Source organism: Sphingomonas sp. DMC8, from assembly GCF_056314185.1.
The window spans coordinates 756,625-769,460 of the sequence record NZ_JBQUYV010000001.1 but is presented as its reverse complement, the minus strand read 5'-3'; the positions used below and the strand labels follow the sequence as shown (position 1 = coordinate 769,460).

14 protein-coding genes are annotated in these 12,836 nt (G+C 66.3%); 6 read left to right on the top strand and 8 right to left on the bottom strand.

Annotation, left to right across the window (positions count from 1 at the left end):
- Positions 1–56: 56 nt before the first annotated feature.
- On the bottom strand, positions 57–695 hold the full coding sequence (locus ACT53K_RS03750; RefSeq protein ID WP_476227185.1) for a hypothetical protein: 639 nt from the start codon (positions 693–695) through the stop codon (positions 57–59).
- 118 nt (positions 696–813) lie between these two features.
- Here ACT53K_RS03750 and ispH point away from each other — a divergent pair, with 118 nt between their 5' ends.
- From ispH to rnhA, 3 genes are read left to right on the top strand one after another with little or no spacing between them, the layout of a single operon-like run.
- Positions 814–1,767, top strand: a complete 954-nt coding sequence (ispH, locus tag ACT53K_RS03745; RefSeq protein ID WP_476227184.1) for a 4-hydroxy-3-methylbut-2-enyl diphosphate reductase — start codon at positions 814–816, stop codon at positions 1,765–1,767.
- Complete coding sequence (gene thrB, locus ACT53K_RS03740) at positions 1,767–2,723, top strand: homoserine kinase (RefSeq protein ID WP_476227183.1); 957 nt, start codon at positions 1,767–1,769, stop codon at positions 2,721–2,723. The genes ispH and thrB overlap by 1 nt, the downstream gene beginning before the upstream one ends.
- Entirely contained in the window at positions 2,720–3,160 is a 441-nt protein-coding gene (gene rnhA, locus ACT53K_RS03735) for a ribonuclease HI (RefSeq protein WP_476227182.1), read from the top strand. The genes thrB and rnhA overlap by 4 nt, the downstream gene beginning before the upstream one ends.
- Before the next feature lie 99 nt (positions 3,161–3,259).
- Here the strand turns inward: rnhA and ACT53K_RS03730 are convergent, their stop codons facing one another.
- Together ACT53K_RS03730 and ACT53K_RS03725 are read right to left on the bottom strand one after the other, a co-directional pair.
- Positions 3,260–3,667, bottom strand: coding sequence for an acyl-CoA thioesterase (locus ACT53K_RS03730; protein ID WP_476227181.1), 408 nt, complete (start codon positions 3,665–3,667; stop codon positions 3,260–3,262).
- 113 nt (positions 3,668–3,780) lie between these two features.
- Entirely contained in the window at positions 3,781–4,551 is a 771-nt protein-coding gene (locus ACT53K_RS03725; protein WP_476227180.1) for a FadR/GntR family transcriptional regulator, read from the bottom strand.
- 75 nt (positions 4,552–4,626) lie between these two features.
- On the opposite strand from ACT53K_RS03725, the gene manD reads away from it, so the two are divergent.
- Complete coding sequence (manD, locus tag ACT53K_RS03720) at positions 4,627–5,838, top strand: D-mannonate dehydratase ManD (RefSeq protein WP_476227179.1); 1,212 nt, start codon at positions 4,627–4,629, stop codon at positions 5,836–5,838.
- Positions 5,839–5,877: 39 nt separating this feature from the next.
- Here manD and ACT53K_RS03715 read toward each other — a convergent pair whose 3' ends face one another.
- From ACT53K_RS03715 to ACT53K_RS03705, 3 genes are all read right to left on the bottom strand, one after another.
- Positions 5,878–6,852 carry a quinone oxidoreductase family protein gene (locus tag ACT53K_RS03715; RefSeq protein WP_476227178.1) on the bottom strand — a complete coding sequence of 325 codons (975 nt, stop codon included), beginning with the start codon at positions 6,850–6,852 and terminating at the stop codon, positions 5,878–5,880.
- 58 nt (positions 6,853–6,910) lie between these two features.
- Positions 6,911–8,209, bottom strand: a complete 1,299-nt coding sequence (locus ACT53K_RS03710; protein ID WP_476227177.1) for a calcium-binding protein — start codon at positions 8,207–8,209, stop codon at positions 6,911–6,913.
- Between the two features lie 66 nt (positions 8,210–8,275).
- On the bottom strand, positions 8,276–8,488 hold the full coding sequence (locus tag ACT53K_RS03705) for a hypothetical protein (RefSeq protein WP_476227176.1): 213 nt from the start codon (positions 8,486–8,488) through the stop codon (positions 8,276–8,278).
- A gap of 148 nt (positions 8,489–8,636) precedes the next feature.
- Between ACT53K_RS03705 and ACT53K_RS03700 the strand changes: the two genes are divergently transcribed.
- Both ACT53K_RS03700 and ACT53K_RS03695 read left to right on the top strand, forming a co-directional pair.
- Positions 8,637–8,816: a hypothetical protein gene (locus ACT53K_RS03700; RefSeq protein WP_476227175.1), complete on the top strand. Its 180-nt coding sequence runs from the start codon at positions 8,637–8,639 to the stop codon at positions 8,814–8,816.
- A 125-nt stretch (positions 8,817–8,941) separates the two neighbouring features.
- Positions 8,942–10,663: a DEAD/DEAH box helicase gene (locus tag ACT53K_RS03695; protein ID WP_476227174.1), complete on the top strand. Its 1,722-nt coding sequence runs from the start codon at positions 8,942–8,944 to the stop codon at positions 10,661–10,663.
- 141 nt (positions 10,664–10,804) lie between these two features.
- Here ACT53K_RS03695 and ACT53K_RS03690 read toward each other — a convergent pair whose 3' ends face one another.
- Entirely contained in the window at positions 10,805–11,881 is a 1,077-nt protein-coding gene (locus ACT53K_RS03690) for an NAD(P)/FAD-dependent oxidoreductase (protein ID WP_476227173.1), read from the bottom strand.
- A complete protein-coding gene (locus tag ACT53K_RS03685) occupies positions 11,878–12,819 on the bottom strand; it encodes an alpha/beta fold hydrolase (protein WP_476227172.1) in 942 nt (313 codons plus the stop codon). Before ACT53K_RS03685 ends, ACT53K_RS03690 begins: the two co-directional genes overlap by 4 nt.
- Positions 12,820–12,836: the final 17 nt, after the last annotated feature.

The following is a 12,836-nucleotide window of genomic DNA, read 5'->3' as shown; positions in this document are numbered from 1 at the left end:
AGGAAAGGGCCGGGATCACTCCCGGCCCTTTTTCTTGGCTTCCGATGCGCCGGCGCTCAGCGCGTCACGTTGTACTTCAACTGATCCTCGGTCAGTTCGAAGCCGACCAGCGCCTCAAAGGTCGCCGACAGCACCGACTTGCGCACGGTGGGATCGGACAGCGGATCGATTGCCGCCGATTCCTCGCCGGCCTTGCGCTTTTCGGTCAGGCGACGACGGACTTCGTCCGGCAGCGTCGCGGCGGCATGGTCGACTGACGTGGTGGCGGTGCCGGTCGCGCTCGCGCGGATCTGGCCGGCTTCGAAATGGAGCGTCACCTGGCTCACGCGCTTGGCGGTTACCGATGTGCCGCCGCGCACCACGGTGACGAAATAGGGCAGCGTAACGTCGCGCGCCGGCCCGGCGTCGCGACGGCGGGCCAGCACGTCGAAGCTGATATTGGTGACGACCTGCTCGCCGCTGGTGTCGCAGGTCGACGTCACATTGGTAAGCGTGGCGGTCACGTCGATCGCGGTCGATTCGCGGCTGTTCGCCGGATCGAATAGCGTAATGTCGCCGGTGCCGGCGGGCACGCCCACCTGCGGGCATGGGGTTCGCACGGCGCTGATGCCGCCTTCGGTGATTTCGCCCTTGTGAGAGCATCCGCCGGCAGCCAGCAGGATCAGGGCGGGAACGGCGATCTTGGCAAAAGACAAGGAAAGCAACCTTTCGAACGGACAGCCGTACGGCACCCCTGCGAGCACCGGCCGGAACGGCGGACACCATAGGAACCGCCTTTCGCGCGCGCAAGCAATCGCGTAGAGGCTGGCGACGATGGAACAGACCGAGAAGCGCCCGCTGGAACTGCTGATCGCCGCCCCGCGCGGCTTCTGCGCCGGGGTCGACCGCGCGATCCGCATCGTCGAACTCGCAATCGAGAAATATGGCGCGCCCGTCTATGTGCGCCACGAAATCGTGCACAACAAATATGTTGTCGAAACGCTGCGCGAGAAAGGCGCGGTGTTCGTCGAGGAACTGGATCAGGTGCCGGACGGCGTGCCGGTGGTCTTTTCCGCGCACGGCGTGCCCAAGGCGGTGCCGCACAAGGCCGAAGAGCGCGGGCTCACCTATGTCGATGCCACCTGTCCGCTCGTCTCCAAGGTCCATCGTCAGGCGGAGCGGCTGGTCGCGGCCGGCCGACACATCCTGTTCGTCGGCCATGCCGGCCATCCCGAAGTGATCGGCACCTTCGGTCAGGTGCCGGAAGGGGCAATCACTTTGGTCGAGACCGAAGCCGATGCTGAAGCCGTGTCGGTACCGGACCCGGACAATCTGGCCTTCCTTACCCAGACGACGCTGTCGGTCGACGATACGGCGGCGGTGCTGGCGATCCTCAAGCAGCGCTTTCCGTCCATCCTGGCACCGGGGGCGGACGACATCTGCTATGCCACCTCCAACCGCCAGAGTGCCGTGAAGGCCATTGCCGAAAAGGCCGATCTGGTGCTGGTGATCGGCGCGCCCAATTCCTCCAACTCGCTGCGGCTGGTGGAAGTGGCGACGCGGGGTGGCACCTGCGCCACGCTGATCCAGCGCGCGGCCGATATTGATTTCGCCTGGTTCGAGGGTGTCGAGCGGGTCGGCATCTCGGCAGGTGCCTCGGCTCCCGAAATTCTGGTGCGCGAGGTTGTCGCACGGATATCCGAACGATTCGCCGTGACCGAGCGGCAGGTCGAAACCGTGACCGAAAATGTCGCCTTCAAGCTGCCGCGCGGGCTGGAAGCGGCCTGATGGCAGTCTATACGCAGGTTTCCGCCGAAGCCCTGTCTGCCTTTCTCGACCGTTTCGATGTCGGCGAGCTCGCATCCGCCAAGGGCATCGCCGAGGGGGTGGAGAACAGCAACTATCTGGTCGACACGACCAAAAGCCGCTTCATCCTGACGCTCTACGAAAAGCGCGTCGCGGCAAGCGACCTGCCCTATTTCATGGCGCTGCTCGACCATCTCGCCGATCGCGGCCTGCCGGTGCCGCCGGCAGTACCCGACCGCGACGGGCAGATCATCCACGAAGTCGAAGGCCGGCCGGCCTGCCTGATCCAGTTCCTGTCCGGCGTATCGGTATCGCACCCCACGCCCGCCCAGGCGCGCGCAGCGGCCGAGGCGATGGGGCGGATGCACAAGGCGGTGGCGGACTTCCCGCTCAATCGCCCGAATTCGATGGGCATCGACACGTGGCGCCCGCTGTTCGAGCGCTGCGGCCAGAGCCTCAACGAGATCGCGCCGGGGCTGTACGACGAACTGGGCCGCGCCCTCGACCGGATCGACAGGATATGGCCGCGCGAGGGCTTTGACAGCTGTGCGATTCACGCCGACCTCTTCCCGGATAACGTGCTGATGCTCGGTAACCGCGTCACGGGGCTGATCGACTTCTACTTCGCCTGTACCGACCTGCGGCTCTACGACCTTGCGGTGATGCATACCGCCTGGGCATTCGACGCAACCGGCCGCGCGTTCGATCCCTATGTCTCCGAGGCGCTGCTCGCCGGCTATGAGACCAGCTACAAGCTGACCGATGCCGAGCGAGCGATTCTGCCCGTGCTCGCCACCGGCGCGTGCATCCGCTTCACTCTGTCACGCGCCTGGGACTGGCTCAACACACCGGCCGACGCGCTGGTAACGCGCAAGGATCCGCTCGCCTTCTGGCGACGGGCCGGCGCCTATGAAGCGGCGCTGGCGGCGCTTCTGTGAGCGAACTCCAGCATGTCGAGATTGCGACCGACGGCGCGTGCAAGGGCAATCCCGGGCGCGGCGGCTGGGGCGTGGTGCTGCGCATGGGGACGGTCGAAAAGGAATTGTCCGGGGGCGAGGCGCACACCACCAACAACCGCATGGAGCTGATGGCGGCGATCCGGGGGTTGCAGGCGCTCAAACGCCCCTGCCGGGTGACGCTTTCGACCGACAGCCGCTATGTCATGGACGGCCTGACCAAATGGATTCACGGCTGGCTGAAAAACGGCTGGCGCACCGCCGACAAGAAGCCGGTGAAGAATGCCGATCTATGGCAGGAACTGCTTGCAGCCGCCAAGCCGCACCGCGTGGAATGGGTCTGGGTCAAGGGCCATGCCGGCCACCCCGACAACGAACGCGCCGACAAGCTCGCCAGCGACGCGGCGTTGGCGCAGTAGCCTGCAAATAGCGACGTCCCGCAAGGAAGGGCTATAGGATTTGGCGCTCGCTACCCTGCCTGCGTTGCAGGGCGGGGAACGCAGAAATGTGCCGCGCCCCTACTCGCCCTTCACGAAGAAGCGATCGACCACATCCTTGGCCAGCCGCGCGGGGCGCATGGTCTCGGCATCTAGGCAGCACCAGCTCGACTTGACCTCGGCCAGCACTTCCGAACCCCGGCGGATCACCGTCTCGTAAAAGGCGCGCGCGCCCTGCACCTTTTCCAGCAGGACCGTCGCGACGACATCGTCGTCGAGAAAGGCCGGGCGGCGATAGGTAATCTCGTGCTTCAGCGCGACCCAAAGATGCTGCGCAACCGCCTCTACCGGCGCCAGCGCCTGCCAGTGGCTGACGACCGCCGCCTGCACCCATTTGAGATAGGAGGCATTGTTGACATGGCCCATGAAGTCGATGTCGTCCTGGGCGACGTCGACGCGGAATTGGTAAGGGAGCGCGTTGCCGTTCACAGGCTCATTCTAGCGCAACTCGGCAGGGCACGCGACCGGGAATCGCGGAAAAAAGCCGGAAATCTGCCGCATCTGCCGCAAATGGCGCTTGCCGTAACGTCCGACCTTCGCGCTCAGTTCGGCCCGATCTCCAGCCGCCGCGCCAGCGTGTCGCGCCGCGCATCCAGCTCGTGCCGGGCGCGTTCGATGATTTCCAGCTCGGTCGCCTCCAGCAGGTCGTCGACCACGCCGCGCAGATGGCGCCGCATCGCCGCCCGCGCCGCCTGCGGATCACGCGCGCGAAGGGCCTCGAAGATCGGGCGATGCTCGGCGACGCGCGGGTCGACGCCGCTGCGCCGCGCGCGGCCAAACATGTTGGCGCAGAGCGGCGAGCGCGTGCGCAGATCCCACAGATATTCGACCACGCTGCGGATCGCCGCATTGCCAGTGGCATTGGCCACGGCGAGGTGAAACCGGTGGTCGGCATCCATCGCCGCCGCCTCGGAGGGATTGGCCTCTGCCATTTCCGCCACGATCGACTCGATTTCCTCGAGCTGGTCGGGCGTGATCGACACCGCCGCCAGCGCCGCCGCCTCTCCTTCAAACAGGATGCGCGCCTCCGTCAGGTCGAAGGCGCCGATATCGAGGTTCAGCGCATCCTCGCGCACGCCCGCTGGCAGATCGCGCGGCGTAACATACAGGCCAGAGCCGTGGCGCGCCTCGATCCAGCCCTTCATTTCCAGCGCGATCATGGCCTCGCGGATCGTCGGGCGGCTGACTTTATACTCTTCCGCCAGCTCGCGTTCGCCGGGCAGCCGGGTACCGATCGCCCAGCGACCGGATTCGATTTCGTCGGCGATCGACGCGGCGACGCGCTGATAGAGTTTGCTGCGTGTGGTCTTCATGTCTGCAGCTCTCATAGGTTGACAAGGCGGTTTCGCAAAGCCGATATTGGCCAGACCAATTCAAGAGGCCCTGTCTTGCCACATATCACTGCCGTCCGCACCATCGTAACCCGCCCAGGTCGAAACTTCGTTACCGTCAAGATCGAGACGAACGAGGGCGTGTACGGTCTGGGCGACGCCACGCTCAACGGCCGCGAGCTTTCCGTCGCCAGCTACCTGGCAGACCATGTCGCCCCGTGCCTGATCGGCCGAGACGTGCACCAGATCGAGGACATCTGGCAATATCTCTATCGCGGCGCCTATTGGCGGCGCGGCCCGGTGACGATGAGCGCAATCGCTGCGATCGACATGGCGCTGTGGGACATCAAGGGCAAGCTGGCCAATATGCCGGTGTATCAGCTGCTTGGCGGCGCATGCCGAACCGGCTGCATGGTCTATGGCCATGCCAACGGGTCCGACATCGAAGAGACGATCGAACGCGCCCACGAATATCTGGAACAGGGGTACAAGGCGATCCGGCTGCAGTCCGGCGTGCCGGGCATTGCCACCACCTATGGCGTCTCGGGCGAGCGTTTTTATTACGAGCCGGCCAAGGGCGCGCTGCCGGAAGAGGCAGTGTGGTCGACGCATAAATATATGCGCCACGTGCCCAAGCTGTTCGAACGCGCTCGCGACTCGCTGGGCTGGGACGTGCATTTGCTCCATGATGTGCACCACCGGCTGACGCCGATCGAGGCGGGCCGGCTGGGCAAGGATCTGGAACCCTATCGCCTGTTCTGGCTGGAAGACACGACTCCGGCGGAAAATCAAGAGGCGTTCCGCCTGATTCGCCAGCACACCACCACCCCGCTGGCGGTGGGTGAAATCTTCAACTCGATCTGGGATGCGCGCGAGCTGATCCAGGAACAGCTGATCGACTATATCCGCGCCACCGTGGTGCATGCCGGCGGTATCACCCATCTGCGGCGGATCGCGGCGCTGGCCGATCTCTATCAGGTCCGCACCGGCTGCCACGGTGCCACCGACCTGTCGCCGGTGTGCATGGCGGCGGCACTGCATTTCGGCATCTCGATCCCGAACTTCGGCATCCAGGAATATATGCGCCACACCGAGGAGACCGACGCGGTCTTCCCGCACGCCTATCGCTTCGATCAGGGCCTGATGCACCCGGGCGACGCGCCCGGCCTGGGCGTCGATATCGACGAGGAACTGGCCGCGAAGTACGAATATAAGCGCGCCTATCTGCCGGTGAACCGTCTGGAAGACGGCACGCTGTTTAACTGGTGAGGCGACATTCCTCTCCCAGAATGCTGGGAGAGGAATTGCTTACGGCAGCAACACCGTCGATCCGGTGGTCTCGCCCGCCTCCAGCGCGCGGTGGGCATCGGCAACGTCTTTCAGGGCAAAGCGCTGGCCGATGTCCGGCTTTACCGCGCCGCTTTCGAGCATCGCGAACAACCGGGCGGCACCGTCAGCGCGCTCCTCCGCCTCCGCATAATAATCGAACAGCTTGGGCCGGGTGGTGAACAGCGAGCCGTGCTGGTTCAGGGTCGCCAGCTTCACGCCTTCCACCGGGCCGCTGGCGTTGCCATAGCTGACGATCAGCCCGCGCCGCGCACAGGCGGCGAGCGAGGCGTCCCAGGTCGCCCTGCCCACTCCGTCCAGCACCACCGGCACGCCTGCGCCGCCGGTAATTTCGCGCACCCGCGCGGCAATATCGTCCTGCCGCGACAGCAGCACATGATCGGCACCCGCACGCCGTGCGACTGCGACCTTGGCTTCGCTGCCCACCGTGCCGATCACGGTGGCGCCGATCGCCTTCAGCCAGGCGACCGCGATCTGCCCGACACCGCCAGCCGCAGCATGGACCAGCACCGTCCAGCCCGGCTGCACCTTCGCGCAGCGCTCGATCAGGAATTCTGCCGTGCAGCCCTTGAGCAGCATTGCCGCAGCCACTTCGGCGCTGATCGCATCGGGCAGCCGGAACAGACTGTCCGCCTTCACCAGCCGGGCCGTCGCATACGCGCCCAGCGCCGGTCCAAACGTGGCGACGCGGTCGCCCTCGGCAAACCCTTCAACCCCCGGCCCCAGCGCCTCGACCACACCCGCCGATTCGACGCCCAGTCCGCTGGGGAGCGGCACGGGATAAAGGCCGGTGCGGTGATAGGTATCGATAAAGTTCAGCCCCGCCGCCTCGGTACGAACCAGCACTTCGCCGGGACCAGGCGCCGGCAGGTCGGTCGCCACCCACTGGATCACCTCTGGACCGCCGGTCCGCTCGATCCGCGCCATCCATGCCATGCTGCTACTCCCTAACACTCGTCGACGGCGCCCGGCACGAAACCGGGCCCGTGCGTCTCTAGGGCATAACCTCTACCAGCACCGGATGGTCCGGGACATCTATCTCGACCGTGCGCTCTCCGTGCCGGGTGGCGATTGGCTGGCTGCCCGTCAGAGGATCGAAGGTTCGCACTTGTGCCGGCGCTGAGAGGCGCAATAGCGCGCGGGCCGGCGGCGCCTGTACAGGCCCGCGCGATGACCAGAAATCGACATTGTTCCACAGCGCGATGATGCGCCGGCCGTCGGCTCCTTGCAGCACCAGCCGTTGCACGGTCGGCGGCACGGTTATGTCCATCTGTGGCGGCGACACCCGCGCGCGTCCTTCGGCCTTCAGGATCGCGACAAGGGCGCGGATCGCCTTCGCCGCCGGCTTGGGGCTATGGTCGAAGCGGAAAACCCCGAAATGCATTTCGCCTTCGGTGTTGCGCGGATCGGGCTTTTCATCGAGCAGTTCGTAGACATAGGTCCGCCGGACGCCGCTCGCCGCCCCGCAAAAATAGACGTTCAGGATGGTCTTCGCCTGCGTCGCCTCATCCACCCCCAGCATGGTGTATCCCGACCACCAGGCCTTTTCGACCGGCCAGCCCGACGGCAGGCTGAAATTGCCGATTTCGGTAATGACGCGCGGATAGGCCTCGGGATGCGCATAGCCTTCCGCAAAACCCTGCTGGATTGCTGTGCAAGGCTGGCGGGCATTGTGCGGATAGGGGTGCGCATTGGCGAAATCGGCACGCCCGGCCAGACTGTTGACGCGGGGGGCGCCGGTCATGTCATAGACCGGTATTCCCGAAAGAAAGGGCGTGGCATGAACGCCGCGATACAGCGCCTCCATGGCGGCCTGCGCGGCGGCGGGACCGCTCTGGCCATCATAACGCACTGGAAAATTGTTGATTTCGTTGAAGCCTTCGATCGCCTCGATCGAACCCGGTACCGCATCCAATATCTGGCGGAGCAACTTCAGGTAGCCGCCACTTTCCACCGCCGGCGCGCTCACCATCAGAGCGAACCGCATGCCGAAATGTGCCAGCATCGCGAAATCGGTAAGTGAGGCGGTGTCGCCGCCCCAATGCCCCGGCAGCGCGTCGCGCACATGGACAATGCCCAGATAGCGCAGATCCTCGGCAACGCGCCGGCTGTCGGCATAGGCACCGTCCTTGTAGACGATGTGCGTGCCCATACCGAGGCTGTCGAGAAATGCCGCTACCGGCATCGGAGCGGAGTCGTGCGCAGCTGCCGGAGTGATCGCCAGCATCCCCAGCGCGCAGGCCACGGTCCAGGTCAGCCCTTGTAGGAAAAGGCAGCGGACAGGATTGACCATGGTTGCTCGTCCGACCGGTGAATCAGGCGGAGCCTATCGCCAATCCTCGTGGCGCAAAAGCCTCGATCAGTGCACCGTGCCCAGCGCGCGGGGTACGGACATCAGCAGCACCAGCCGCTCGATCTGGCGCCAGCGGCAGAAATGAATCAGATTGCCCACGTCGCGACTGCGGTCGGCACGCGCGGCGGCTTCTTCGCACGCCTCGTCGCCGAACATCCGGATCAGCTCGGCCGCATCGCGGACTGCATCGCGGTCGCCGAGATAGGGGTAGATTTCCATCGTCGCTCCAGAGCCGGCGCACCACCGGCGCCGCGATCCCTGCTCTAGCGCGACATCCCTCCGCTTCGGTGGACGAGCGTGGTGAAATCGCTGGAAACCATTTTCCCGCAAGGTAGCGCAACCGCACGTAACATGGCAGAGAGCGGCGATGGCACGTTCCTCCACCCCTGCGCCCATGGCTGGCGGTTTCCTGTTGACGCTCGGCGTTCTGGTCGGCGCCGTGATCGGCGCGGTGTATGGTCAGGCGACCCTGGGCCTGCTGATCGGGCTGGGCACCGGCATGGCGCTGGCAGCAACCATATGGTTGCTCGACCGTAGCCGGCGCTGACGCGCCGCCTTAATTCCGACACGGCAATCGGCGATCAGGCGCGAAACGTCGCGTCCTGTGGGCGCGCTTTCCGTATTTTCCGTCTCTTGCCGCCCCTATCGGGGCGCACCATGTTCAGGTTCCCCATGTCGATTCCCCACCTCCCGACGCGCCTTGCCGAGGCGCTGGAACAGCGCGGCTATTCCGCGCTCACCCCCGTTCAGTCCGCCGTGCTCGAGCCCGATGCCGCCGGCCGCGATCTGATCGTTTCCGCCCAGACCGGCTCGGGCAAGACCGTCGCTTTCGGCCTGGCGATGAGCGCCGAGCTGCTTGCGGGCGAAGAGATGCTGCCGCCCGCCGGTGCGCCGCTGGCGCTGATCGTGGCGCCGACGCGCGAACTGGCGCTGCAGGTCAGCCGCGAGCTGATCTGGCTCTATGCCCCCGCCGGCGCCCGCGTCGCCACCTGTGTCGGCGGCATGGACCCGTCGAAGGAGCGCCGCACGCTCAATCACGGCGCCCACATCGTCGTCGGCACGCCGGGCAGGTTGCGTGACCATCTCGAACGCGGCGCGCTCGACCTGTCCGATCTGCGCGTCGCTGTGCTCGACGAGGCCGACGAAATGCTCGACATGGGCTTTCGCGAGGAGCTGGAAGCGATCCTCGACGGCACGCCCGAGGGCCGCCGCACACTGCTCTTCTCGGCGACCATGCCCAAGCCGATCGTGGCGCTGGCCCGCCGCTATCAGCGCGACGCCTTCCAGATCACGACCAAGAGTGACGATCGCGGACACGGCGACATCGCCTATCAGGCCGTCACCGTCGCGCCGGCGGACATTGAACATGTCGTCGTCAACCTGCTCCGCCTGCACGAGGCAGAAACGGCGATCCTGTTCTGCGCCACGCGCGATAACGTTCGCCATCTTCACGCGAGCCTCATTGAGCGCGGCTTCGCGGCTGTGGCGCTCTCGGGCGAGCATTCGCAGTCGGAGCGCAACCATGCGCTGCAGGCGCTGCGCGACAAGCGCGCGCGGGTCTGTGTGGCGACCGACGTTGCCGCTCGCGGCATCGACTTGCCGACGCTAACGCTCGTCATCCATGTCGAGCTGCCGCGCGATGCGGAGACGCTGCAGCACCGCTCCGGCCGCACCGGTCGCGCGGGGAAAAAGGGCACGGCAGTTCTGATCGTCCCCTATCCGCGCCGTCGCCGGGTGGAGCAAATGCTGCGCGGCGCCCGCATTCCCGCCGAATGGATCGAGGCGCCGACCGTCGACGACGTACGCATCGCCGATCGCGAGCGACTGCTGACGGCGCTGCTCCAGCCGGTCGAAACCGACGAGGAAGATCAGGCGCTCGCCGAACGGCTGCTGGCGGAGAAGAGCCCGGCGGAGATCGCCGCGGCGCTGGTGCGCGCGCACCGCGCTGCGCTGCCCGCACCCGAGGATCTGATCGAAGCGACGCCCGAAGCGCGCCGCGCCGCGCAGCAAGAGCGCCACCGGCCCGGCTTCGATGACACGGTCTGGTTCCGCATGGACATCGGGCGGCGGCAGAACGCCGATCCGCGCTGGCTTCTGCCGCTGATTTGCCGTCGCGGCCACATCACCCGCAACGAAGTTGGCGCGATCCGCATCGCTGCGAACGAGACGCACTTCCAAATTCCGCGCGCCCTTGCGGCAAAGTTCACCGCCGCCCTCGCCCGCGCAGCCAAGGCTCAGAAGGATGAGGACGAGGACATTCGGATCGAACCCGCTCCGAATGCACCCGCGCCCGAGGCACGCGGCGACTCTCCCCGCCGCGGCCCGCCGCCGCATCGCAAGGGCAACAGCCAGGGAAAACCGGTGCATCGGAAGGGGCCGCCGCGCGGGCGCTGAGCGCCTCTTACCTCTTACAGCTCCCCTCCCGCTTGCGGGAGGGGTCGGGGGGAGGGCCTGATGGGGAAGAAGCGCTGTACGTTCTCAGCCCCTCCCCTAACCCCTCGCGCAAGCGGGAGGGGAACGGCGCACCCATTGACGTTACCCAAACCGCTCCGGCGAATACCGCGCTGCATCCAGCCCGAATGGCACCGGATCGCCCAGCAGCAACGCCGCCGCCATGGCGGCCGCTGCCGGTGCGGTCTGAATCCCGAAGCCGCCTTGCCCCGCGCACCAGAAAAAGCCCGACGTTTTCGGATCGAAGCCATAAACCGGCCGCCGGTCCGGCGCGAAGCTGCGCAGCCCGGCCCATTTGTGCTCCAGCGCCGTCACGCGCCAGTCGACCACTCGCTCGAACCGGTCGATCGCAAGCGCAACGTCCACATCCTCCGGCGCCGCATCGCAGGGCGGGCTTGGAATCTCGTCGTGCGGGCTCAGCCACAGGCGACCGCCGGGCTCCGGCTTGAAATAGAAGGTGCCGGCCAGATCACCGACCAGCGGGCACCCCTGCGGCGCGCCGGGGTCGCTCGCGAGCTGGACCATCGTGCGGCGGAAAGGCTGGATACCGATCGGCACCGCCCCCGCCACCGTCGCGACCGGGTCTGCCCAGGCACCGGCGGCATTCACCAGCACATCGGCATGAAAAACGCCGGCGCGCGTCTCCAGCCGCCAGATTCCGGCATCCCGGGTCGCTGAAGACAACGCAGCGTCGTTCTGCAAAACCGCACCCGCGCGCCGTGCATCGCGCAGATAACGCGCGTGCAGCCCGGCGACATCAATATAGGCACAGCTCGGCTCGAGCACGCCCAGCGACCATTCGGCGCGCAAGCCCGGTACCAGCGCCGCCGGGTCGACCGGATCGAGCGCCACGCCGCTGCCATCGAACGCGGCGAGAAAGGCATCGACCGCGCCGCCTTCCTCCCGTGTCCCGAGATGGAGCGAGCCGAGCGGATCGAGAAAGCCGCCCTCCCGTAGAGCCGGTCCCGATGCGGTGGTCAGCGGCTGGATGTCCGGTCCGCCATAGGTTTCCGACCAGAATGCCGCCGAACGACCGGTGGCGTGATAGCCGGGACGATCCTCGGCCTCCAGCAACAGCACGCGCGTGCGTGGCGCCAGCGCGGCCGCCATGCTGGCGCCGGCAATGCCCGCACCGACGATCGCCACGTCATAGCGCGTCATGCCCGGGACGCCCGCTCCGCCAGAAACCGATCGATCGCATCCAGCGCCCGATCGCGCACCGGATCGGCCTCACGCAGAATTTCGTGCGCGCTTTCCTTGCCAAAGCGAACGATCTGCGCATCGGGCAGCCGGGCGCCGACGCGCAACGCGACGCGCGCATCGACCAACCCGTCGGCGTCGGCCACCAGCAACAGCGTCGGCACCTGCATCGACTCGACCGGCCCCGCTTCCAGCCCCCGCATCGATTGAAACGCCTGAATCAGCCAGCGCCAGCTCGGCGGGCCGGTGAGAATCGCGGGATTTTCGGTCTGCCACCAGATTTCATCGGCATAGCGATCGAGATCATGCGTCAGCAAATTGGCGCGCGTTTCGGTGGTATAGGGCTTTTCATTACCCTTCCATGCCGGCCGCAGCGGATCGCCCAGCCTGGCCATGAACCGCGCCGCGCGCTCGGCGAAGCGCCCGAAGATGCTGCGCACGCCCAGCATCGGCGCAACCAGCACAGCTGCATCAGGCTGGGCCACGCCTTCGACCAGCGCCCGCAACACCAGATGGCCGCCCATCGAATGCCCCATCACGACATGCGGCCCGGGCGTATTCGCCAGCCATTCGTTGTAAAAGACCCGAAAATCAGCGATATATTCGGCGAAATCGACAATGTCGCCGCAATTGGCGGCTGGCGTCAGCCGCCCCGATCCCCCCTGGCCGCGCCAGTCGAACGACGTGACATTCCATCCCTGGGAATGCCATTCGGCAAAGGTCTCCAGATACTTCTCGAAAATGTCCCCGCGGCCGCCCTGGAACAGGATGCTGCCGCGCGGGGGCACTGCCGCTGTCGCTCGGTGAAAGCACCGCAGCGTCCAGCCATCGGGTGCCTGCCATTGCGCGATCGTGGCGTCGGCCGGGATTGTCCGACGAAGGTTCAGAGAAGCTACCATTTGCGCTGGTTACGTTT